Annotated in this window: 25 protein-coding genes and 2 pseudogenes; 13 read left to right on the top strand and 14 right to left on the bottom strand. The window is 70.4% G+C overall.

Annotated elements, in window-relative coordinates; genetic code table 11:
• Nucleotides 1-216 precede the first annotated feature (216 nt).
• The 6 genes from MFF42_RS12770 to MFF42_RS12795 all read left to right on the top strand — a co-directional run bounded on the left by MFF42_RS12770 (nt 217) and on the right by MFF42_RS12795 (nt 4,142).
• Nucleotides 217-432, top strand: a complete 216-nt coding sequence (locus MFF42_RS12770; protein WP_017483102.1) for a hypothetical protein — start codon at nt 217-219, stop codon at nt 430-432.
• A gap of 10 nt (nt 433-442) precedes the next feature.
• Complete coding sequence (locus tag MFF42_RS12775) at nt 443-700, top strand: hypothetical protein (protein ID WP_017483103.1); 258 nt, start codon at nt 443-445, stop codon at nt 698-700.
• The gene (locus MFF42_RS12780; RefSeq protein ID WP_183666364.1) at nt 697-2,025 is read left to right on the top strand and encodes an NRAMP family divalent metal transporter; all 1,329 of its coding nucleotides are present in this window, start codon (nt 697-699) and stop codon (nt 2,023-2,025) included. Before MFF42_RS12775 ends, MFF42_RS12780 begins: the two co-directional genes overlap by 4 nt.
• A gap of 70 nt (nt 2,026-2,095) precedes the next feature.
• Nucleotides 2,096-2,551, top strand: a complete 456-nt coding sequence (locus tag MFF42_RS12785; protein ID WP_026105328.1) for a response regulator — start codon at nt 2,096-2,098, stop codon at nt 2,549-2,551.
• Nucleotides 2,552-2,599: 48 nt separating this feature from the next.
• Nucleotides 2,600-3,247 carry a BON domain-containing protein gene (locus tag MFF42_RS12790; RefSeq protein ID WP_017483106.1) on the top strand — a complete coding sequence of 216 codons (648 nt, stop codon included), beginning with the start codon at nt 2,600-2,602 and terminating at the stop codon, nt 3,245-3,247.
• A gap of 82 nt (nt 3,248-3,329) precedes the next feature.
• Nucleotides 3,330-4,142, top strand: coding sequence for a universal stress protein (locus tag MFF42_RS12795; protein ID WP_017483107.1), 813 nt, complete (start codon nt 3,330-3,332; stop codon nt 4,140-4,142).
• 336 nt (nt 4,143-4,478) lie between these two features.
• Here the strand turns inward: MFF42_RS12795 and MFF42_RS12805 are convergent, their stop codons facing one another.
• The 4 genes from MFF42_RS12805 to MFF42_RS12820 all read right to left on the bottom strand — a co-directional run bounded on the left by MFF42_RS12805 (nt 4,479) and on the right by MFF42_RS12820 (nt 6,789).
• Nucleotides 4,479-5,339, bottom strand: a complete 861-nt coding sequence (locus tag MFF42_RS12805; RefSeq protein WP_017483108.1) for a universal stress protein — start codon at nt 5,337-5,339, stop codon at nt 4,479-4,481.
• 15 nt (nt 5,340-5,354) lie between these two features.
• Complete coding sequence (locus MFF42_RS12810; RefSeq protein WP_017483109.1) at nt 5,355-5,687, bottom strand: c-type cytochrome; 333 nt, start codon at nt 5,685-5,687, stop codon at nt 5,355-5,357.
• Complete coding sequence (locus MFF42_RS12815) at nt 5,687-6,502, bottom strand: universal stress protein (RefSeq protein ID WP_017483110.1); 816 nt, start codon at nt 6,500-6,502, stop codon at nt 5,687-5,689. The genes MFF42_RS12810 and MFF42_RS12815 overlap by 1 nt, the downstream gene beginning before the upstream one ends.
• A 77-nt stretch (nt 6,503-6,579) precedes the next feature.
• Nucleotides 6,580-6,789 carry a hypothetical protein gene (locus MFF42_RS12820; protein WP_157228087.1) on the bottom strand — a complete coding sequence of 70 codons (210 nt, stop codon included), beginning with the start codon at nt 6,787-6,789 and terminating at the stop codon, nt 6,580-6,582.
• Nucleotides 6,790-7,027: 238 nt separating this feature from the next.
• On the opposite strand from MFF42_RS12820, the gene MFF42_RS12825 reads away from it, so the two are divergent.
• From MFF42_RS12825 to MFF42_RS12835, 3 genes are read left to right on the top strand one after another with little or no spacing between them, the layout of a single operon-like run.
• Nucleotides 7,028-7,249, top strand: coding sequence for a hypothetical protein (locus MFF42_RS12825; RefSeq protein ID WP_017483112.1), 222 nt, complete (start codon nt 7,028-7,030; stop codon nt 7,247-7,249).
• Complete coding sequence (locus MFF42_RS12830; RefSeq protein WP_017483113.1) at nt 7,246-7,410, top strand: hypothetical protein; 165 nt, start codon at nt 7,246-7,248, stop codon at nt 7,408-7,410. The genes MFF42_RS12825 and MFF42_RS12830 overlap by 4 nt, the downstream gene beginning before the upstream one ends.
• Before the next feature lie 35 nt (nt 7,411-7,445).
• Complete coding sequence (locus MFF42_RS12835; protein WP_017483114.1) at nt 7,446-7,976, top strand: cytochrome b; 531 nt, start codon at nt 7,446-7,448, stop codon at nt 7,974-7,976.
• A gap of 226 nt (nt 7,977-8,202) precedes the next feature.
• Here the strand turns inward: MFF42_RS12835 and MFF42_RS12840 are convergent, their stop codons facing one another.
• From MFF42_RS12840 to MFF42_RS12855, 4 genes and pseudogenes are all read right to left on the bottom strand, one after another.
• Entirely contained in the window at nt 8,203-8,922 is a 720-nt protein-coding gene (locus tag MFF42_RS12840) for a Crp/Fnr family transcriptional regulator (RefSeq protein ID WP_017483115.1), read from the bottom strand.
• A 209-nt stretch (nt 8,923-9,131) separates the two neighbouring features.
• Nucleotides 9,132-10,117: pseudogene (locus MFF42_RS12845) on the bottom strand (zinc-dependent alcohol dehydrogenase family protein).
• 9 nt (nt 10,118-10,126) lie between these two features.
• A complete protein-coding gene (locus tag MFF42_RS12850) occupies nt 10,127-10,774 on the bottom strand; it encodes a BON domain-containing protein (RefSeq protein ID WP_017483116.1) in 648 nt (215 codons plus the stop codon).
• 28 nt (nt 10,775-10,802) lie between these two features.
• Complete coding sequence (locus tag MFF42_RS12855) at nt 10,803-11,003, bottom strand: hypothetical protein (protein ID WP_017483117.1); 201 nt, start codon at nt 11,001-11,003, stop codon at nt 10,803-10,805.
• Between the two features lie 131 nt (nt 11,004-11,134).
• On the opposite strand from MFF42_RS12855, the gene MFF42_RS12860 reads away from it, so the two are divergent.
• From MFF42_RS12860 to MFF42_RS12870, 3 genes are all read left to right on the top strand, one after another.
• Nucleotides 11,135-13,687 (top strand): phosphoketolase family protein, encoded by a 2,553-nt coding sequence (locus MFF42_RS12860; protein ID WP_017483118.1) that lies wholly within the window; start codon nt 11,135-11,137, stop codon nt 13,685-13,687.
• 9 nt (nt 13,688-13,696) lie between these two features.
• Nucleotides 13,697-14,845: an acetate/propionate family kinase gene (locus tag MFF42_RS12865; protein ID WP_183666366.1), complete on the top strand. Its 1,149-nt coding sequence runs from the start codon at nt 13,697-13,699 to the stop codon at nt 14,843-14,845.
• A gap of 118 nt (nt 14,846-14,963) precedes the next feature.
• On the top strand, nt 14,964-15,194 hold the full coding sequence (locus MFF42_RS12870; RefSeq protein ID WP_017483120.1) for a polyhydroxyalkanoate synthesis regulator DNA-binding domain-containing protein: 231 nt from the start codon (nt 14,964-14,966) through the stop codon (nt 15,192-15,194).
• Nucleotides 15,195-15,260: 66 nt separating this feature from the next.
• On the opposite strand, the gene MFF42_RS12875 is transcribed toward MFF42_RS12870, so the two are convergent.
• From MFF42_RS12875 to MFF42_RS12895, 5 genes are all read right to left on the bottom strand, one after another.
• Nucleotides 15,261-15,455 carry a hypothetical protein gene (locus MFF42_RS12875; protein WP_043376513.1) on the bottom strand — a complete coding sequence of 65 codons (195 nt, stop codon included), beginning with the start codon at nt 15,453-15,455 and terminating at the stop codon, nt 15,261-15,263.
• On the bottom strand, nt 15,452-15,928 hold the full coding sequence (locus MFF42_RS12880; RefSeq protein WP_017483122.1) for a hypothetical protein: 477 nt from the start codon (nt 15,926-15,928) through the stop codon (nt 15,452-15,454). Before MFF42_RS12880 ends, MFF42_RS12875 begins: the two co-directional genes overlap by 4 nt.
• Before the next feature lie 11 nt (nt 15,929-15,939).
• On the bottom strand, nt 15,940-16,590 hold the full coding sequence (locus tag MFF42_RS12885) for a BON domain-containing protein (RefSeq protein WP_183666367.1): 651 nt from the start codon (nt 16,588-16,590) through the stop codon (nt 15,940-15,942).
• Nucleotides 16,591-16,641: 51 nt separating this feature from the next.
• Nucleotides 16,642-16,986, bottom strand: coding sequence for a DUF1476 domain-containing protein (locus MFF42_RS12890; protein ID WP_026105329.1), 345 nt, complete (start codon nt 16,984-16,986; stop codon nt 16,642-16,644).
• Between the two features lie 383 nt (nt 16,987-17,369).
• Nucleotides 17,370-18,721, bottom strand: a protein-coding gene (locus MFF42_RS12895; protein ID WP_085987083.1) for an IS3 family transposase whose coding sequence is annotated in 2 segments (ribosomal slippage) — nt 17,370-18,385 and nt 18,385-18,721 — 1,353 coding nt in all. Because the reading frame shifts where the segments join, the coding sequence is not laid out codon by codon here.
• A 127-nt stretch (nt 18,722-18,848) separates the two neighbouring features.
• Between MFF42_RS12895 and MFF42_RS12900 the strand changes: the two are divergent.
• Nucleotides 18,849-19,073, top strand: a pseudogene (locus tag MFF42_RS12900) (sigma factor-like helix-turn-helix DNA-binding protein); the annotation flags it as partial.
• Between the two features lie 63 nt (nt 19,074-19,136).
• On the opposite strand, the gene MFF42_RS12905 reads toward MFF42_RS12900, so the two are convergent.
• Nucleotides 19,137-19,352: a hypothetical protein gene (locus MFF42_RS12905; RefSeq protein ID WP_017483128.1), complete on the bottom strand. Its 216-nt coding sequence runs from the start codon at nt 19,350-19,352 to the stop codon at nt 19,137-19,139.
• Nucleotides 19,353-19,452: the final 100 nt, after the last annotated feature.

The raw sequence follows: 19,452 nt of genomic DNA on the forward strand, positions 1-19,452 counted from the left end.
ATCCAGCGCAAGGCCACCGGCGCTCAGGTGCCGGTCGCCGGCGGGAAGAGGCGCTCGCGGCCGGGCTCGCCGTCCGCCGGACGGTGGGCAGCCCGGCCGCGAGCGCCTCTTCCCGCCGGCGACCGGCACCTGAGCGCCGGTGGCCTTGCGCTGGATCAAGGCCGGCCACCCCGGCCGGCCCCAGGTTTCGCCCCAACCAGCAAGCGGAGGCGAACCATGCACGAGTATCTCGTCACCTTCCATAAAACCGTCCTGGACGACACCGGCCACGACCATCGCATCCTGCAGCGGCAGGCGGTGGTCCACGCCCGCTCGGACGTCGCAGCCGCTTACGCGGCCAAGGCGATGCTCTGCGAGGCCGACGGCGTCGTCGATTGGCGACTGCGGGCCGACACCTGCGAGGTCGTCGAACTCAGCCAGCACGCCGCCTGAGGAGGTGGGGATGAGCCACGAACTCACCGAACCCGTGCACTGGCAGGGGCGGCAATGGGCGGTCACCGGCTACGGGATCGAGGCCCTCGACGGGATGTACCACGTCCCGTTCTCCGACATCCCGGACATCGATGCCGCCCCGCCCCGGTGGCTGGAAGACCTGTGCCACCGCTACGGCACCGACCGCGACGACCTCGCCGCCGCCCTGCGAGTGGCGCGCACGGTCCGGCCCGGAGCGGAGGCTGCGCCGTCGAAGTCGGCCGCATGAGCACCGCTCACCTCCCCGCGGCCGAGAAGGCCGACGACCCGGAGGTTCCGAGCCCCGCCGTCGGGCCGTCGAAGCCGCGCCTGCTGAGGGTCCTCGGCCCCGGCTTGATCACGGGTGCCTCGGACGATGACCCCAGCGGCATCGCGACCTACGGCCAGGCCGGGGCCCAGCTCGGCTACGGCCTCAGCTGGACCATGCTCTACACCCTGCCGCTGATGGCGGCCGTGCAGATGGTCTCGGCCCGGATCGGGCGCACCACCGGCCACGGCATCGCGGGCGTACTGCGCGAGCACTACCCGAATGGCCTGCTGCAGTCCGTCGTCCTGCTCCTGCTGGTGGCCAACATCCTCAACCTCGGGGCCGACCTCGGCGCCATGGCGGACGCCCTGAACCTGCTGCTGCCGGGCCCGCGCTGGCTCTATGTCGTGCTGTTCGCCGGCATCTGCGCCTTCATGCAGCTCGTGCTGCAGTACACCCGCTACGTCGCCGTCCTGAAGTGGCTGACGCTGAGCCTGTTCGCCTATCTGGGCGTGGTGATCTTCGCTCGCGTCTCCTGGTGGGACCTCGGGCTGGCCCTGGCCGTTCCGCAGCTCGACCTCAGCGGTGGCGGCCTGACCACGCTGGTGGCCCTCTTCGGGACCACGATCAGCCCCTACTTGTTCTTCTGGCAGGCAGCCGAGGAGGCCGAGGACCTGCACGCCTACCCACGCCGGCGCGACCTCCTGCACGCGCCCGAGCAGGGCGGAGCCGCGCTCCACCGCATCGAGGTCGATACCCTCGTCGGCATGGCCTTCTCGAACTTGGTGGCGCTCGCCATCATGGTCACGACCGCGGCGGTTCTTCACCCGCGCGGCATCACCGACATCCAGACCTCGGCGCAGGCCGCGGAAGCGCTGCGCCCGCTGGCCGGCCCCTTCTCCGCCACGGTCTTCGCCCTCGGCATCGTCGGGACCGGGCTGCTGGCGGTCCCGGTGCTCGCGGGCTCGGCGGCCTACGCGGTCGGCGAGGCGCGGCGCTGGCCCGTGGGCTTCGGCCGCCGCCTCCTGGAGGCGCGGGCCTTCTACGGCACGGTGGCGCTCGCCACGCTGGTGGGCATGGTCATCAGCCTGGGTGCCGTCGACCCGATCCGCGCGCTCTACTGGAGTGCGGTCGTCAACGGCGTCATCGCGGTCCCCGTCATGGCCGTAATGATGCTGGCGGCGGCGCGCGCCGACATCATGGGCGCCTTCGCGGTGCGCGGTCCGCTCAGGCTGCTCGGCTGGACCGCCACGGCCTGCATGCTGCTCGCCGTCCTCGCCATGTTGGCCACCGCCGCGCTCCCTTGATCCAGCGCAAGGCGGCTTGGCTCGCCCGGTCCATTCTTCATGCACCGCAACCGGGAACGGGAATCGTGCGATGCAGGCATGTGGCGGAGAGAGGCAACCCACCGTCCTGGTGGCCGAGCCTCAGGCGCTGCCGGGCATGTGGCTGGAGGACGTGCTCACTGGCGCCGGCTGCGCCGTCAGCGGCCCCTACGGCACCTGCGAGGATGCCGCTGCGAGCCTAGACCGAAGCCCCCCGGACTTCGCGGTGGTGAGCGTCGACCTCAACTGGGGTCCTGGCTTTCCGCTCGCCTGCGCACTGCGCCGGCGCGGCATCCCCTTCGCCCTGATCGCCGGCAACGCCCGGGTGCCGGGCGCCTTCGCGGACGTGCCCGTGTTCGACCGGCTGTTCGATGCCCGGGACATGGTCTCGGCCGTGGCCGCCTCCTGCGCCGTCCCGGGCTGCCCGCGGACTTGCCCGATGCTGGGTAGGATCGCGGCCGGAGAGGAGCTTGCGCTGGATCAATGTCCGACGGCCTGCCGCGCCTAGCGTCGGCTCCGGCCAGGTACGACCTGGGCCTCATCGAGGAGACGGACCATGGGCGACAAGCTGATTCGCCAGAACGTCATCGACGAGCTCGACTTCGACCCGAGCATCGACGCCGCCCACATCGGCGTCGCCGTGGAAAACGGCATCGTCACGCTCACCGGCCACGTCGGCAGCTACACCGAGCGCGTCGCCGCCGAGAAGGCCGCCCAGAAGGTGCGCGGCGTGCGCGGGGTGGTGGAGGAGATCCAGGTCCGCTTCGGCGGCGAGACACCGCCGCGCGACGAGGACATCGCCCAGCGCGCGGTGCAGATGCTCGACTGGTCGGTGACCGTGCCCAAGGGCGCCGTGCAGGTGAAGGTCCAGAACGGCTGGGTGACGCTCTCCGGCAAGGTCGACTGGCAGTACCAGCGGGAGGAGGCCTACCGCGCGATCCGGCGCCTCGCAGGGGTCGCCGGCATCATGAACACCATCGAGGTGACCCCGAAGGCGAGCGTGCCCGACGTGCGCTCGAAGATCATGGCGGCGCTCAAGCGCAACGCCGAGCTTGAGGCCGACGCCATCAAGGTGACGGTGAAGGACGCCAAGGTCGTCCTGGAGGGCAAGGTGAACGCCTGGTACGAGCGCGAGCTCGCCGAGAATGCCGCGTGGTCGGCCCCGGGCGTGCGCGCCGTCGAGGACCACCTCACGCTGGGCTGAGCCCCGCCGGATGGGTGTGGTCCCGGACCATACCCATCAAGCATTCCCAACCCCGTCTTTGCCTGCCGGCCGGAGACCTCCCATGACCTTTGCCAGCATCATGGTGGCGATGGACCTGACGACGGAGGCGCGCGACCGCGTGCGCCTGGCCGGCCACCTCGCCGACGAGTTCCGCGCCCGCCTGATCGGCGTGGCGGCCGAAACGCCGGCCTACGCCGTGCCGCCGGTGGGACCGACGCCGGCGAGCGCCTACGCGCTGACCGCCTCGAACGAGACCGTGCTGAATGACCTCAGGCAGGCGCACGCCGCCTTCGAGGAGGCGGCCGGCAATCGCAGCCGCGTCGAGTGGCGCTCCAACATCGAGCTCCCGCTGCCCTTCCTCGTCGCGCAGGCCGCCGCCGCCGACCTTGTCGTGGTCGGGCGCAAGACCGAGCCCGGGACCATGCTGTTCTCGGTCGACCCGGGGGACCTCGTCATGCGTCTCGGGCAGCCGGTCCTGGTGGTGCCGCCCGAGGTCGACCACCTCGACGCCAAGCGTGTCGCAGTGGGCTGGAAGGACACCCGTGAGGCGCGCCGGGCGGTCTGGGACGCGCTGCCCTTCCTCAAGCGGGCGTCCCAGGTCGTCGTGATCTCCGTCGACGACGGGGACGGCGCGGCCGATCCGCAGGACATCGTCGGGTTGCTGCAGGTCCACGACGTCTACGCCACGTCCGTCCGGAAGGACGCTTGCGGCTCCGCAGCCTCCGAGGCCCTCGTGGACGCCGCTTCCGAGCAGGCCGCCGACCTGCTCGTCGCGGGTGCCTACGGCCACGGTCGGCTCCGCGAATGGGCCTTCGGCGGCGTCACTCGCGACCTTCTGGCATATGCCCCTATCTGTTGCCTGATGAGCCACTGATGTCCGCCGTCGCGCGTACAGCCGCGGCACGCGCTGCCCAACTGGGCCTCGCCGCGGTCATGGCGAGCGCATCGGCTATCCATGCACAGTCGAGGCCGGGCTCACCCGATTCGAGAGGAACCTTTGTTGAGCCGGCAAACGCGCCCCATCGTCACTGCTCCGGCTCCTGCCTGAAGAGCGGAACCCTGCGGTGGTTCTGCAAGCCCCACCAGACCTGCAGCTTGGACTGCGGCACGGCGCCCCCGCATATGCACTGCCACGACCTGCAGCGGCGAGTGGAGGCACAGGCCTGGGCTAGAGCGTCCGTCGGCTCCGCCTCCTTGCACTCACGGTCGGTCAGTGGGCCATGAGCATTGGGATGTGCGCGTGCTCGATGACATGGCGGGTGACGCCGCCGAGCAGGAACTCGCGCACGCGGCTGTGGGTGTAGGCGCCGAGCGCCAGCATCGAGGCGTTCCGCAGCCCCGCCTCGGCCAGGATGGCCGCGCCGACCGAAGTCCCATCCTCGACCTCCAGGGTGGCGGCCTCCGCCACGATGCCGTGCCAGCGCAGGTAGGCGCACAGGTCGGCCGCCCGCGCCTCCTCGAAGCGATCGGTGCGCGCATGCACGACAGTGACCCTGGCGGCCTCGTGCAGCAGCGTGATGGACTGGCCGATCAGGCGCGTCGCCTCCAGGCTGCCGTTCCAGGCGACCACGACGTGGTCGAGCAGGTCGTAGGGCACGCTCTCACCGACCATGAGCGTCGGGCGCCCGACCGAGAACAGGGCAGTGTCGAGCGCGCGGCCGGTGAAGGGCTCATCCGGGTTCGGGCGGTCGACGATGACGAGGTCGTTGATCCGGCCGGCGAGGGTGAGCAGAGGCTCGACCTCGCCAGAGAGCTCGGTCCAGGTCACGAAAGTAGCGTCGAGCCGGTCGCCCTCCGGCATGAACGCCACACCCTCGCGCTCGCACCAGGTTTCCAGGGCTGCCTTGCCCTCGGCCGCGGCCTCGCGCACGCCCCGCGCGATGGCCTCGATGGTCGCGCAGTCCATCGGCACGAGGCTCGCCATGCTGGCCATGACGTGCTCGGGGCCCGGCGCCATGAAGGCGACGCCGATGTGGGCCCGCAGGCGCCGGCCCAGGCGCAGGGCGGCGTCGAGCCGGCGCGTGGCGTCGAGACCGGGCGCGGTCGGGACGAGGAGGCAGCGCAGGAACATCGGGGATCTCCTCGCTCAGCGTTCCAGGGTCTTCAGGTAGGCGATCAGGGCCTCGACCTGGTCCGGGTCGAACCGGAACTCGGGCATGCTGGGGTGTCCGGTGCGGATGCCCTCGGCGAGCGCCTCGCCGAGATCCTCGACGGGGTAGCGCATGTGCAACTCACGGAAGGGCGGCGCCGCGAGCAGTGGACTTCCTCCGACGCGCCCCACCGCGTGGCACCGGGCGCAGTTGGTCCGGGCGAGCGTCTCGCCTTGCTTCACCTGCCGGTCCCAGGCAGTGGCGGGGCCGGCCATCAGGTTCGACAGAAGCGTGAGGGCGCCGATCAGGTTGAGGGCTGCCGGACGCATCAGTGGCTCATCAGGCAGCAGACGGGCGTGGTCTGCAGGACGTCACGGGTTGCACCCCCGAAGATCCACTCGCGTAGGCGGCTGTGCCCGTAGGCTCCCATCACGACGAGGTCCGCCTCCTCGCGACCGGCGAACCGGAGGATCTCGTCCGCGGCGCTGACCTCCGGGCTCCGCAGCAGGTGCGTGGTGACAGCCACAGAATGGTCGGAGAGATAGGCGGCCACGTCCTCGGCGCCCTCCCGGTCGGCATCGGGGCCAACCACCGCGACGAGGACCTCGTCGGCCCGGGTCAGGAACGGCAGCGCGTCGTGGACTGCGCGGCGCGCCTCGCGCGTGTCCTTCCAGGCCACCACGACCCGCTTTGCCGCGAGGCGTTCGATGCCGGGCGGCGCGACCAGCACCGGCCGCCCGACCTCCATCAGGAGCGCCCCGGCCGCGACGCCCATCGGGCCCGGGTCGCCGTCTGCCGGCCCCTGCCGGCCGACCACCACGACGTCGGCGGCCCGCGCCTGCCCGACGAGGTAGGCCAGGGGCTGGGCCGGCGCCGAGCGCCAGGCCGTCCCCTCCGCGGCCCCGGCCTCGCGCTCGAACAGGGCCTTGGCTTCCGCGAGCTGCTCGGCCGCCAGGCGCTCCTCGATGGCCCAGACCCGCTCGACCTCCAGCATGTCGCCGACCGGCATGGGGGCCAGGACCGGGCGCGCGGCGACCCCAATCAGCCTGGCCTCGAACCGCTCCGCGAGGCCGGCCGCCAGCTGGACCCGGTCCGCGGCCGCGGCCCCGAGGTCGACCGAGACCATGACGTTGGAGATCTTCATGACCGCCTCCCGCTGCCGGGCTCACCGGCTTGCCGGAGAGATCCTGCGCGCGGCGGCGGCCAAAGCCTTGATCCATCTCAACGGGACGCCGGCCTCGCGCAGGCGGACAGGTCCCGTACTGGGACGACGAAGAACGGGGGCGATCCGTCGGGCTTCAACGTCACGCTGAGGCATTCCGTCCCCAGCGCCTGGGTATCGGCGGCCGCGCAGCCGACATCCCATCCGGCCAGCTCGTAGACCACGGTTCCCGCAGTGGCACCGGGCTCGATCTCGCTGTCGCGGACCATGCGGTAGGCGCGCGGCCGCCATGGATGCCCGCCGAGCATTCTCCGGATTAGCCCCGAAAATCCCCTCATGTGAGCACCACCATCGCCTTCGGCCGGGCGGGGGTGGCCGCCCCGCCGCCTCGCCATTTGTCCGGGGAACGACTTGCGCAATCCGAGTAGATTACACTAATTCTAATTCAAGATGAGAGCGCGAGGGAGACCTGCCGGCTGGCGCGCCCTGACCCCCGGGCAACGGGCGATGTTGCTGCGCCTGCATCGCGACGGCCCCCTGGTCTCGCTCGCCCCTTGGGAAATGCGCACCATCCGCTCGTTGCTCGCGCGGGGGCTCGTCAGGCCGAGGATGCGCGGCGGGAGCGACATCGAGACGGCCGGCCTGTGGTTCCTTAGCGGCAAGGGCGAGCGGGCGCTGCCCCGTGCGGCGGCGGACGCCGGCGGCGCGGAGGCTCGAACCGGTCCATGACCATGAACTGGCTGATCGACCGGCTGCTTGTCCTCGGGATCGTCCTCGTGGTGGCCGGAGCCGTCGCCGCCCTTTCCGCGGCAGGGTTCGGCCGCGTCGGGGAGACCTGCGGGCTCGCTGCCCTCGTGGCGAGCCTCGTCACCGTCTGGCTCCGCCGGTGAGCCGGTCCCATTCCCGTGACGAAGGCAAACGCTCGATGCGACCGACAGAACCCAGCTATGACCGTGGCACCGTCACCCTGCACTGGCTGACAGCCGCCCTCGTGACCGTGCTCTGGTTGATCGGGACCTTCCTGGAAGACCTCCTGCCGAAGGGAGTTTTGCGCTCGGGGGTATGGTCGGCGCATTTCGACCTCGGACTTGTCCTCGCCGTCGTGCTCGTCGCGTTCATGGCGTGGCGCCGAACGGGCGGCCGCAGGCTGCCCATCGAGGATGCCGGGCCGCTGCACCGCGTGGCCAAGGGCACCCACGCGGCGCTGTACCTGCTGCTGCTGCTCATCGTTGCCCTCGGCATCGCGAACGCCTTCGTGCGCGGCGTCCACCTGATCGGACCCGTCGACCTGCCCAAGCTCGGTGATCCGGAATGGCGGAAACCGCTGACGCGCTGGCACGGCCTCGCCGCCCACCTGCTGATGGCCCTTGCCCTCTTCCATTCCGCGGCCGCGCTGGCGCACCATTACCTGTGGCACGACGCGGTCCTGCGCCGCATACTGGCCTGGAGGCGCTGACGGACCCGGCGCCGCCCGCGCCGGGGAATCAAGTCGCTGGGCCGGCCTAGGGGCGGCTCGGGCGCGACCGTGGAGCTCTCGCCCGGGCAGGGACTAAGGGTTGGATGGGCAACCCGGCCAGCCTCGCCGAGGAACGACTTTGCCGGGTACGGGGACTACACGCGCAGGGTGAGCTACCGGCTGGTCCCCAGCCTTCGGTGAGGGCGAACGGGAACCTCGGGCGCCCTCACGCGACCTCGCGCTCTAGGTGCAGGTAGTTCGGGTTGAACAGGGCGACGCGCTGGAGCGCCTTGAGGTCCGGGATGGTCAGCGTCCTGTTCCTCAGGATGATCAGCCCTCGCGTGCGCAGCTCCTGGAGGACCCGGTTGGTGTGGGCGGTCGAGATGCCGAGGGTGTCGGCGAGCTCGGTTTGGGTGAGCGGCCACGGACACTTCGGGCCGTCAGCCAACCCGACGCATTCCAGGCGTACGAAAAGTTCGCAGAGGAGATGGGCCGTGCGTTCCAGCGAGTCCCGCTGCCCCAGGTTCAGCGTCCATTCGCGCAGGATCTCCTCCCTGACCAGCGTCTCCCACCAGAGGCCCCGAAGCAGGCGCGGATGGTTCAGCGTCATGGCGCCGAGCGTATCCGTCGAGACCTCCACCAAGCTCACGGCCGTGATGGCCGCGAGCGCGTGGTCCATGGCACGCAGGATCGGGACGTTCAGGTCGCACAAGTCGCCGGGGAGGACGAACCCGACGATCTGCCGCCGGCCGTCTTCCAGCATCTTGTAGTGGCAGGCCCAGCCCGAGAGGATCAGGCGCATGACCCTGGGCGGCTCGCCCTCTCGAACGATGTCCGTGTGCGGCGCATAGGTTCGATGCGGGAGGGCCGCGAGGTCGTCGAGGACCGCCTTGTCTGCGGCCGTCAACCGGGTGAAGTGCTCCAGCTTCCGCGCCAGCGGGTTCATCGTGCCGACCCTCCATGGCGAACGCCGCGGCATGGAGGGCCGTCCGTGACCCGCCCGCATTGACGTGGCTCAACCCGAGGGCTCGTCGCGAACGCGGGCAACACCGAAACCCATGGCCTCCTTTGGTGCGAATACTCTGAGCGAACCGGCACGGCCGGTCCAAGGCTCCTGGAGTGGACGCGAGCGAGGGCCCCGGCTGACCTCGGCCATCAGGGCACGAGCACGGCCGCGCCATGCAGAATTCCGGAGCGGTGGGCCCCAATAGCCTCGTTGGCCTGCGCGAGCCGGTAGGTGCGCGTGCGGGTGACGATGCCTGCCTGCGGCGCGGTCTCGAAGAAGGTACGGGCGTCCTCGCGGGTGAGGTTGGCCACCGAGCGCACGGACCGCTCGCCCCAGAGCAGGTCGTAGGGGAAGGCCGGGATGTCGCTCATGTGGATGCCGCCGCAGACCACCCAGCCGTCATTGCGCACGGCCCTGAGGGCCGCCGGCACCAAGCTCCCGTCGGGCGCGAAGACGAGGGCGGCGTCGAGCCGCTCGGGCGGCGCCTCGTCCGAGCCCCCGGCCCAAACCGCCCCGAGCGAGCGGGCGAACTCCTGCGCCTCCCGGTCGCCGGGGCGGGTGAGCGCGAATACGCGCCGTCCCTGCCAGCGGCCGACCTGGGCGACGATGTGGGCGGCCGCCCCGAAGCCGTAGAGCCCGATGCTCAGGGCATCCCCGGCCATCTGCAGGGTGCGCCAGCCGATCAGCCCGGCGCAGAGGAGCGGTGCCGTCGCGACGGGGTCCAGGCTCGGGTCGAGCGGAATGATGAAGGCCGCCTCGGCCACGAGGTGGCTCGCGAAGCCGCCGTCGCGCGTGCAGCCGGTGAAGCCGGGGGCGTCGCAGAGGTTCTCCCGGTCGGTCTTGCAGTAGGTGCAGTGGCCGCAAGTGTGTCCCAGCCAGGGCACGCCGACTCGGCTGCCAGGAAGCGGCGCCGTTACGCCCGCGCCGGCCGCTTCCACAATGCCGACGACCTCATGGCCCGGGACGATGGGGTAGACAGCCTGGGGCAGGTCTCCGTCGATGACGTGAAGGTCCGTGCGGCAGACGGCGCAGGCCCCGGAGCCCGGATCCGGACCTCGCCGGGTCCGGGCTCCGGGGCCGGCCGCTCCTCGGGCACCAGGGGGGCGCCGACCCCCTGCAGCACCATCGCCAGCATCGACGAACCTCAGCAGGCGAGCGTCAGTCGGTCCTCGACGGCGCGCACGCCCGGCGCGGCCCAGGCGGCGCGCTCGGCGAGCTCGCGCTCGCGCCAGACTTCGACGCAGCCGTCGAGGGTCACCCTGTCGCCGTCGACCAGGACCTGGATGGTGTCCGGGTCCCGGGCGCTCCGCCTTAGAGCCGCGAGGATGCGGGACTTGACCTCGGCGGCCTGGGCCGGCGGCTTCACGGCGATGCTGTTGACGATGTCGGTGACGCCGGCGAGACGGCGCAGGGCCTTATCGACAGCCGCCTTCTGGTGGTAGTACGGCACGCACCCTTCGAGCGTGACGCAGCCCTTCGCGACCTTCAGCGTGACCGAGCCCTCTGGGATGCGGACGTCCCATTCGAGCACCCGGGCGCAGCGCTCGGCCAGGGCCTCGTCGCCGATGCTGGGGTTGTCGGGGTAACGAACCTCGATCCGCTCGACCACGCCCCGGACGCCACGGACCCGGAGTACGACGCGCTCGGCGATGCTCTTCTCCGCGTAGTTCCGGACATGGCCGGTCAGGGTCACGATGCCGTTCTCGACGGTGACGCCGATCTGCGCCGCGTCGATCATTGGGGCGTATTCCAGCTCGTCGAGCACGTGCCGGTGCACGGTGATGTCGTCCATCGCCCGTCTCCTCGTTTGGGTGTGATGCTCAGAGGACCAGCCAAAGCAGCGCCGGCGTCGCCGCCGACGCCACGATGGCCAGGGCCAGGGCCTGCAGGCTCCCGATGCTCCGGTAGCGGTAGCCGTCCGCGACCACCCGTTGGCCCGCGTCGTTTCGCGGCGCCAGCCTGACCGGCACCCGCACGCGGCGCACCGTCTGGATGTAGGTGGTTCGAAGCACCAGGGTCATCGTTCGCTCCTGCCGTTCTGACGGGAGCCATCCTGGCGGCGCGCCCCGAGGGCGCCTTGATCCACCTCAACGCCGCCTGCCCCGTCCGCCGGCACGGTCGACGCCGAGACCAGCTCCGCCGGGAGGCCGACATGGACGCGACGCTTGGAACGAGGGAGCGCCACGAAGGCGGTCGTCGGGGCGACGGACGCGCACCGGCGTTCGTGCCCGGGCCGCTCGGACCGGACAGCCTCAAGCGCATCGACGCCTACTGGCGCGCCGCGAATTACCTGTCGGTCGGGCAGATCTACCTCATGGGGAACCCGCTGCTGCGCGAGCCGCTCAAGCCCGAGCACGTCAAGCCGAGGCTCCTCGGGCACTGGGGCACGACGCCCGGCCTCAACTTCATCTATGCCCACCTGAACCGGGTCATCAGCCAGCGCGACCTCGACATGATCGCGGTCTGGGGGCCCGGGCACGGCGCGCCAGGGCTCGTGGCCAACGAGTACCTGGAGGGCACCTACGGCGAGATCTATCCGGACGTGGCGCGCGACGCGGAGGGGATGGGCCGACTGTTCCGGCAGTTCTCGTTCCCAGGCGGCATCCCGAGCCACGCCTCGCCCGAACTGCCCGGCTCGATCCACGAGGGCGGGGAACTCGGCTATTCCCTGGCGCACGCCTTCGGTGCGGCCCTCGACAACCCAGGCCTGACGGTCGCCTGCGTCGTGGGCGACGGCGAGGCCGAGACGGGCCCGCTCGCGGCGGCCTGGCACTCGAACAAGTTCCTCGACGCCCGCCATGACGGGACGGTCCTGCCGATCCTGCACCTCAACGGCTACAAGATCGCCAACCCGACCGTCCTCGCCCGCATGCCGCCGGAGGAGCTGCGGAGCCTTCTCGTCGGCTACGGCTACGAGCCGACCTTCGTCGAGGGGGACGAGCCGGCCCCGATGCACCAAGCCATGGCCACGGCCCTCGACGCGGCCTTCGACGCCGTCGCAGAGATCCGGAGGCGCGCCGGCCGAAGCGAGGCCGGGCGACCGCGCTGGCCCATGATCGTGCTGCGCAGCCCCAAGGGATGGACGGGACCGAAGACCGTCGACGGCAATCCGGTCGAGGGGACGTGGCGCTCGCATCAGGTGCCCGTGGCGGCCACGCGGGAAAACCCGGCGCATCTCGCCATCCTGGAAGCCTGGATGCGCTCCTACCGCCCCGAAGAACTGTTCGCGGAGGACGGCTCGCTCGTGCATGACCTCGCCGCGCTGCCGCCGAAGGGACAGCGTCGCCTCTCGGCCAACCCGCACGCCAACGCGCACCAGAGCGCTCCCTTGCGCCTGCCGGACCTCCGGCGCTTCGCCGTCGCCGTGCCAGAGCCCGGCCGCACCAAGTTCGAGGCCACCCGCGCGCTCGGGGCGTACCTGCGGGACACGCTCACCCTCAACGCGGAGGCACGCAACTTCCGCATCATGGGCCCCGACGAGACTGCCTCGAACCGGCTCGACGCGGTGTTCGAGGTGACGGGCCGCGCGTGGCAGGAGGCGGTACTGCCGGGCGACGACCACCTCGCCCGGGATGGGCGCGTCATGGAGATCCTGAGCGAGCACCTCTGCGAGGGCTGGCTCGAAGGATACGTCCTAACCGGCCGGCACGGCCTGTTCGCCACCTACGAGGCCTTCGTGCACGTGGTCGACTCGATGGTGAACCAGCACGCCAAGTGGCTGAAGTCCTCGCGCGACCTGCCCTGGCGTCGGCCGGTGCCGTCCCTTAACATCCTGCTCTCGTCCCACGTCTGGCGGCAGGACCACAACGGCTTCAGCCACCAGGATCCCGGCTTCATCGACTTCGTCGCGAACAAGCGCGGCGACACGGCCCGGATCTACCTGCCCCCGGACGCGAACACCCTGCTCTGCGCCATGGACCACTGCCTGCGGACCTACGACCGCATCAACGTCGTCGTGGCCGGCAAGCAGCCGGCGCTGCAGTGGCTGAACCTGGACGAGGCTGCGAGGCACTGCGCGGCCGGTGCCGGGATCTGGGACTGGGCCTCGAACGAGGGCGAGGACGAGCCCGACGTAGTGATGGCCTGTGCCGGCGACGTGCCGACCCAAGAGACGCTCGCGGCGGTCCACTGGCTAAGCCACCACGTCCCGGAGCTGCGTGTCCGGGTGGTGAACGTCGTCGACCTGATGACCCTCCCGGCGCGCGAGACACACCCGCACGGGCTCGACGACCCGACCTTCGACAGCCTGTTCACCCGCGACCGGCCGGTGGTGTTCGCCTACCACGGCTATCCCTGGCTCATCCATCGGCTGACCTACAAGCGCACGAACCACGGCAACTTCCACGTGCATGGCTTCATCGAGGAGGGCACGACCACCACGCCCTTCGACATTTGCGTGCTGAACCGGCTCGACCGCTTCCACCTCGCGCAGGCCGCCCTGCGCGCCGTCGCGGGGTTGCGAACGCGGGCCGAGCATGCCGAGCAGGCACTCCGGGACGCGTTGGCCCGCCACCGCGAGTACGTCTGCCAGACGGGTGACGACCTGCCGGAGGTGCGGGATTGGGCTTGGCCGGAGCGGTATGCCCACGAGCATCCCGACCGCCGCCGCATCGAGGGCGACATCATGCAGTGCGGCCCGGCCGAAGCCGGCACGGGGGAGCTCCGGCCGGGCGAGACCGTGGACGACTGGACCATCATCGCCTGAGGCCGGGCGATGATCCTCGTCCTCAACGCCGGCTCCTCCAGCCTGCGCTGTGCCCTGTTCCGGTCAGGGGCAGACGCACCGGCCTGGCGGGCGCACGTGGCCGGGATCGGGCATGAGCCGAACCTCACCGTCGACGGCGCCTCTCAGGAGGGCGAGCGTCCCCCGGAAGACGACCATGCGACCGTCGCCCGCTGGCTGTTCGCGCGGCTGCCCGCGGCCCCGACCGCGGCGGCGCATCGCGTCGTCCATGGCGGCCTGCGCCACGCGGCGCGGGTGCGCCTCGACGCGGAGGTGATGGCGGCGCTGGAGCAGCTCGTGCCGCTGGCGCCGGCGCACCAGCCGCAGGCGCTGGCCTGCATCCGGGCGGTCGCGGAGACGTGGCCGCACCTGCCACAGGTCGCCTGCTTCGACACGGCCTTCCATCGGACGCAGGACAGGCTCGCGCAGCTCTACCCGCTGCCGCGCGCCCTCATCGACGTGGGACTCGTGCGGTTCGGCTTCCACGGCCTGTCCTACGCCCACGTCGCCCGGACGTTTCCGCATGGCCGGGTCCTGGCGGCCCATCTTGGACACGGGGCCAGCCTGTGCGCGATCCGGGACGGGCGCAGCGTCGCCACCACGATGGGCTTCACGACGCTCGACGGACTGATGATGGGCACCCGCAGCGGCGCGGTCGACCCGGGCTTGGTGCTGCACCTGATCCGGGAGCATGGCCTCACCCCCGACGCGGTGGCCGAACTCTTGAATGAGCGCTCGGGCCTCCTTGGCGTCTCCGGCATCAGCGACGACGTGCGGGTGCTTAAGGCTAGCGGGGCTCCGGAGGCGCGCGAGGCCCTCGACCTGTTCGCCTACAGGATCGTGCGCGAGGCGGGCTCCCTCATCGCGGCGCTCGGCGGGCTCGATGCCCTCGTCTTCACTGGCGGCATCGGCGAGCACTCGGCGCAGGTTCGGGCCGCCGTCTGCCGCGGTCTAGCCTTCGCCAACGTGACGCTTGACGAGGCTGCCAACGACCGCTGCGAGGAACACATCGGAGTCCAGAGGGCGGCGGTCGAGGTCCGGATCGTGCCCGCGGACGAGGAGCGCGAGATCGCCCTATCGATGGCCGGCTTTCTGGCTAAGAACCACAACGGCCGGGACCCCTTGTCGTTCGGGCGATGATGATCCCGGCCAAGCCGCCGCGTAAGGGGCAAAGACGTTGCGCAACTTGCAAGCACAATTTAATTATTCCAACTAAAGAAAGCTGTCAGAAGGGGGCTTCGTCCGTGCCCTTGTGAGAATGACCCGCAGGAAGCCCTCATCCATTCGCCACCTGAGACGGTACAGCGGTTGCAGGCTCTACGACCCCGAGAGCCAGGCTTACCTGTCGGCGCGTGACGTCGAGCGGCTCATCCGTCAGGGCGTCAGGATCAGCGTGCGCGAGGCCGAGACGGGGCAGGACGTGACCCACGAGATCCTCCCGCCGAACCTGCAGCAGGGGGCATGCCGGGCAGGAAGACCCCGCACATGACGGCCCCGGTCCGCTGGTCGAGGACTTCGAGGGACGGCTGCCGTGGCCAAACGCCGGAGGCAACGTTCAGGGCGTGTCCGTCTTGCTCGACCAGTCCGCCGGCGGCTGCAGGCACCGCAACGACATGCGGCCAATCTTGTGGGTATCTGCGACCGGCAAGTCGAGCCAGAAGGCGCGCCACAAGGCGAGCCATGCCGGCTCCGGCAAGGGCAGTTCCGGGCGGGGAGATCCCGCCGGCAGGGTTCGGGACATCGGGATCATGGATGGCCTCCCACGCCTGCCGCGTCGACGCGGACGACCTTGAACGTGCGGTACTCCTCCTCCCCCGCCTCGCGGATCGAGACGTACTCGCCCTCGACGAAGGCGTGCGTGCCAAGCCGGTAGGCTGCCTCGTCGTCCTCGTTCGTCCAGTCCTCGTAGTCGATCAGCCAAGTGGCGCCGCCCTCGCCGCCGGCGCGGTGCACGAGCCGGCCGTGCCGGTCCGGCTCGCCCGTCCAGAAGCGGCGGGCACGGCAGTGGTCGCGGGCCTCGTGCCAAAGCGCCGTGTCCAAGCGGCCGTCGGGACCGAGCGGGGCCACGATGTCGTAGCCGCGGCCCGCGCTGCCCTCCGGATGCTCCGGGCAGCGTGCCAGCGTCAGGGTCACCCGGCGCAGCCTGGCCGTGACGTCCGGATTGCCGGCACGCTGCGCGAACCGGGGAGCGATGGCATCAATGCCGTGCGTTCCATGAGACATGGCGGATTTCCTCAGCTCAGGGCGACGATGCGGTCCTCGACGGCTCGCACGCCCGGCACCGACCAGGCCGCGCGCTCAGCCGCCTCGCGGTCGGCCCAGGCCGTCACGGCACCTTCCAGCGTGACCTTGTCGCCCTCGACCCGAACCTTGATTCCATCGGCCTCGAACATCGCGCCGCGCTTGAACGCTTCCAGGATCTTGTCCTTGACCAAGGCGGGCCTGACCTCGGGCTTGACCTGGATGAGGTTCGATACGCCGACGACGCCGGAGAGCTTGCGCACGGCAGCCTCGGCCCCCATTGCCTGGTACTGCCAGGGCACCGCGCCGGTGAGCGTGATCCAGCCCTTGGCGACCTTCACCTGGATGGCCTGCTTCGGCAGGTGCACCGACCAGTCGATGATGGCGAGCGCCCGGGCGGCGATCTGGTCGTCCTCGATCTTCTTGGCCTCAGCGTACCGGACTTGGATCTCCTGGGCGATGGCGCGCACGCCCTTGACGCGGCGCACGGCGTTCTCGGCCTCGACCTTCTCGGCGTAGCTGCCGACGTGGCCCGTCAGGGTGACGACCCCGTCCGAGACGGCGACGCCGATCTCGGCCGCGTCGAGGCTGGGGTCGAAGTCGAGCTCGTCAAGCACGTCGCGGCGCAGGTCCTTGTCGGTCATGGCATCTCTCCCGGTGGCTGGCATGGTCGCAGCGGTGGGAGTGTGGGCGCCCTAGGCGGGTCGGCCTTGATCCAGCGCAAGCCCGACGCGCTGCTCGGCCCGGGCGATGGCGGCGCAGCGCTCCATTTCCGTGCGCAGGGCTGGGAGCGTCTCCTCGACGCCCGCCGCCTTGAGGTCAGCCTGGAACTCGGCGACCAGTGGCTCGTCGGCGGTCAGGACGCCCCGGTCGGTGAAGTCCTCGACGAAGCGCGCGGCCGCGTCTTTCCCCAGCCGCATCCGCTCGCAGGCCCAGGTCGCCAGGAGCAGGTTGCGCCGGGTGCGCACCTGGAAGCGCACCTCCTCGTCGTGCGCGAAGCGGCGCTCGAAGGCCTGCTCGCGTTCGTCGAACGTGGTCATCGTGACCTCCATCTCGGCCGCCGGGCCCATGACCGCTAGGGCCGTCGTCGGATTGGACATCCTCAGACAACCGCGACACCGGGCCTTGAGACAGATCAATGGAGGCTCGGTGCCGGCCAAGTGCGGGGCTCCCCGACTTTTGACCCAGATCAAGGCCGACGCCGCAGGCTCGTTTTTCAGTGGCCGAGGATCGCACCGGACCCGGCACTGTTCCCGGAGCCAGCCATGTCCGAATGCCCACGGGCCACCGCCAGGTCGCTCCCACCGAAGGACCGGCGCATTCCGGAGGAGCCGCCATCCGGCGAGGATTGTCCGTCGTCAGATGATTTGAGACAGGCTGCGGGCCTCAGGAACGGAGGCACTGGTCCACCTGGGTTGAGAAGTTAGGCAGCCTGCGCGTGGTGGCGCAAGCGGCGGTCGGTGAGAGTCTGGCGCTTGATCCGCTCCCGCTCGCGCAGGATGGCCTCGCCCCGGCCGAAGTAGACGTCGGCCGGCGTGAGATTGTTCAGGCTCTCATGAGCTCGGACGTGGTTGTAGTGCTCCACGAACGCCCCGACCCGCGCCTCCAACTCGCCGGGCAGATAGGCGTGTTCGAGCAGGATGCGGTTCTTCAGCGTCTGGTGCCAGCGCTCGATCTTGCCCTGAGTTTGGGGATGGCGGGGAGCACCGCGGATGTGGGTCATGCCGCGGCTGCCGAGCCAGTCGGCCAGGTCACCCGCGACGTAGCTCGATCCGTTGTCGGTCAGCAGCCGCGGCCGGTGCACCACCTGCACCTGATCGAGCCCGGCGGCGCTGAGCGCCAGGTCGAGCGTGGCAGTGACGTCGCTGGCCTGCATCGTGGCGCACAGCTTCCAGGCCACGATGAAGCGGGAGAAGTCGTCGAGCACCGTCGACAGATAGTACCAGCCCCAGCCGACCACCTTCAGGTAGGTGAAGTCGGTCTGCCAGAGCTGGTTGGAGGCCGTGGTCTTGTCACGGAACTCGTCGGCTGCCTTGACAACGATGTAGGCTGGGCTGGTGATCAGGTCGTGCGCCTTGAGCAGGCGGTAGACCGTGGCTTCCGAGACGAAGGAGCGCTGCTCGTCGGTGAAGCGCACGGCCAGCTCGCGTGGGCTGAGCTCCGGCTGCTCGAGCGCGAGGGCGACGATCTGCTCGCGGATCGCCGTGGGCAGGCGGTTCCAGACCCGGCTGGGCCGAGAGGGTCGGTCGGCCAGGGCCTCGGGTCCCCCTTGCTGGTAGGCGTCGTACCAGCGGTAGAATGTGGCGCGCGGGATGCCGAGTTTCTCCAGGGTGGCGCGCACCGGCAGAGAGGACTGCTCGACCAGCCGGATGATCTCCAGCTTCTCAGAAGCCGAGTACCTCATGCCTCGTCTTCCCCAGCTCCGCTCATACTTTTTTTGAGCAGGCGGTTTTCCAGGGTGAGATCGGCCACGACCTCCTTGAGGGCACGAGCCTCACGGCGCAGGTCCTTGACCTCGTCCGAGGTGGCGGCGCGGGCCGTGTCGCCGGCCAGCCGCTTCTTGCCCGCTTCCAGGAACTCCTTGGACCAGCCGTAGTACATCGAGGTGGCAATGCCTTCGCGTCGGCACAGCTCTGCGATGCTGTCCTCGCCGCGCAGGCCCTCCAGCACGATGCGGATCTTCTCCTCGGCCGAGAACTGGCGGCGGGTGGCGCGGCGGATGTCCTTGATCACCGCCTCTGCCGGCTTCCGTGCCGGCCCGGATGTCTGCTTCATCTTCGCTCCTTGGGGGCTACGATGAACCAGTCATCCTCCGTTCGTGAAGGGCCTCACTCTGTCTCACGGCCGCTGACGGCGGACAGGCACACATGCCGCGACGCTCGTCGCCCCGCCCGAGCAGGAAGGGGTGGTGAGCTTGAGGGGCCTCCAGGATCGGCTCGCCGGCATTCCCGAGGCCCAGCGGATCGCCCTGATGATGGTGGGAGCGGAGGGCTATACCTACGAGGAGGCCGCAGAGGTGCTCAAGTGCAAGGTCGGCACGGTGAAGAGCCGGGTCAGCCGGGCCCGCGCCTACCTCTCTGAGGTCCTCGGACTCGGCGATGCGGCGTCCACCGATGCACTTGCTTGATCCGAGATCCGCCACGCCACCCTCAGGTCAAGTCGGGTAGCCGTCGAATTTGTGACTCCCGGCTTACGGCTTGACGACCATCGGAAACCGGGCGGCCAGGGTTCCGCAGAGGGCGTCGTGGTTGCGTATGGACTTCCAGCGCTCGAACTCGGCCGCGCCCGTATGCATCGCCTCGGCGCCGCGGCGGCTACCAAGCGCATCGAAGCAGGTGCGTGCCCGATCCACGATGGCGGGATTGTAGGACGCGAAACCGCAGGCTGCCGACGCCTTGCGGAGCATCCCGTGCATCCTAAGGAATCCGGCGCAATCGAAATCCGCGGAGGGCGCGGGTCGGGCGCCAGCAGCCAGAATTAGGACCCCCACCAGGACGGTAGGCCCG

Origin of the sequence: Methylorubrum podarium, assembly GCF_022179745.1 — a bacterium.
Taxonomy (GTDB): domain Bacteria; phylum Pseudomonadota; class Alphaproteobacteria; order Rhizobiales; family Beijerinckiaceae; genus Methylobacterium; species Methylobacterium podarium.

Excerpts from the sequence above, each read along its gene's own strand:
- MFF42_RS12770 (WP_017483102.1), top strand. The coding sequence starts at position 217 with ATGCACGAGTATCTCGTCACCTTCCATAAAACCGTCCTGGACGACACC.
- MFF42_RS12775 (WP_017483103.1), top strand. The coding sequence starts at position 443 with ATGAGCCACGAACTCACCGAACCCGTGCACTGGCAGGGGCGGCAATGG.
- MFF42_RS12780 (WP_183666364.1), top strand. The coding sequence starts at position 697 with ATGAGCACCGCTCACCTCCCCGCGGCCGAGAAGGCCGACGACCCGGAG.
- MFF42_RS12785 (WP_026105328.1), top strand. The coding sequence starts at position 2,096 with ATGCAGGCATGTGGCGGAGAGAGGCAACCCACCGTCCTGGTGGCCGAG.
- MFF42_RS12790 (WP_017483106.1), top strand. The coding sequence starts at position 2,600 with ATGGGCGACAAGCTGATTCGCCAGAACGTCATCGACGAGCTCGACTTC.
- MFF42_RS12795 (WP_017483107.1), top strand. The coding sequence starts at position 3,330 with ATGACCTTTGCCAGCATCATGGTGGCGATGGACCTGACGACGGAGGCG.
- MFF42_RS12805 (WP_017483108.1), bottom strand. The coding sequence starts at position 5,339 with ATGTTCCTGCGCTGCCTCCTCGTCCCGACCGCGCCCGGTCTCGACGCC.
- MFF42_RS12810 (WP_017483109.1), bottom strand. The coding sequence starts at position 5,687 with ATGCGTCCGGCAGCCCTCAACCTGATCGGCGCCCTCACGCTTCTGTCG.
- MFF42_RS12815 (WP_017483110.1), bottom strand. The coding sequence starts at position 6,502 with ATGAAGATCTCCAACGTCATGGTCTCGGTCGACCTCGGGGCCGCGGCC.
- MFF42_RS12820 (WP_157228087.1), bottom strand. The coding sequence starts at position 6,789 with ATGGTCCGCGACAGCGAGATCGAGCCCGGTGCCACTGCGGGAACCGTG.
- MFF42_RS12825 (WP_017483112.1), top strand. The coding sequence starts at position 7,028 with ATGTTGCTGCGCCTGCATCGCGACGGCCCCCTGGTCTCGCTCGCCCCT.
- MFF42_RS12830 (WP_017483113.1), top strand. The coding sequence starts at position 7,246 with ATGACCATGAACTGGCTGATCGACCGGCTGCTTGTCCTCGGGATCGTC.
- MFF42_RS12835 (WP_017483114.1), top strand. The coding sequence starts at position 7,446 with ATGCGACCGACAGAACCCAGCTATGACCGTGGCACCGTCACCCTGCAC.
- MFF42_RS12840 (WP_017483115.1), bottom strand. The coding sequence starts at position 8,922 with ATGAACCCGCTGGCGCGGAAGCTGGAGCACTTCACCCGGTTGACGGCC.
- MFF42_RS12850 (WP_017483116.1), bottom strand. The coding sequence starts at position 10,774 with ATGGACGACATCACCGTGCACCGGCACGTGCTCGACGAGCTGGAATAC.
- MFF42_RS12855 (WP_017483117.1), bottom strand. The coding sequence starts at position 11,003 with ATGACCCTGGTGCTTCGAACCACCTACATCCAGACGGTGCGCCGCGTG.
- MFF42_RS12860 (WP_017483118.1), top strand. The coding sequence starts at position 11,135 with ATGGACGCGACGCTTGGAACGAGGGAGCGCCACGAAGGCGGTCGTCGG.
- MFF42_RS12865 (WP_183666366.1), top strand. The coding sequence starts at position 13,697 with ATGATCCTCGTCCTCAACGCCGGCTCCTCCAGCCTGCGCTGTGCCCTG.
- MFF42_RS12870 (WP_017483120.1), top strand. The coding sequence starts at position 14,964 with ATGACCCGCAGGAAGCCCTCATCCATTCGCCACCTGAGACGGTACAGC.
- MFF42_RS12875 (WP_043376513.1), bottom strand. The coding sequence starts at position 15,455 with ATGATCCCGATGTCCCGAACCCTGCCGGCGGGATCTCCCCGCCCGGAA.
- MFF42_RS12880 (WP_017483122.1), bottom strand. The coding sequence starts at position 15,928 with ATGTCTCATGGAACGCACGGCATTGATGCCATCGCTCCCCGGTTCGCG.
- MFF42_RS12885 (WP_183666367.1), bottom strand. The coding sequence starts at position 16,590 with ATGACCGACAAGGACCTGCGCCGCGACGTGCTTGACGAGCTCGACTTC.
- MFF42_RS12890 (WP_026105329.1), bottom strand. The coding sequence starts at position 16,986 with ATGACCACGTTCGACGAACGCGAGCAGGCCTTCGAGCGCCGCTTCGCG.
- MFF42_RS12905 (WP_017483128.1), bottom strand. The coding sequence starts at position 19,352 with ATGCTCCGCAAGGCGTCGGCAGCCTGCGGTTTCGCGTCCTACAATCCC.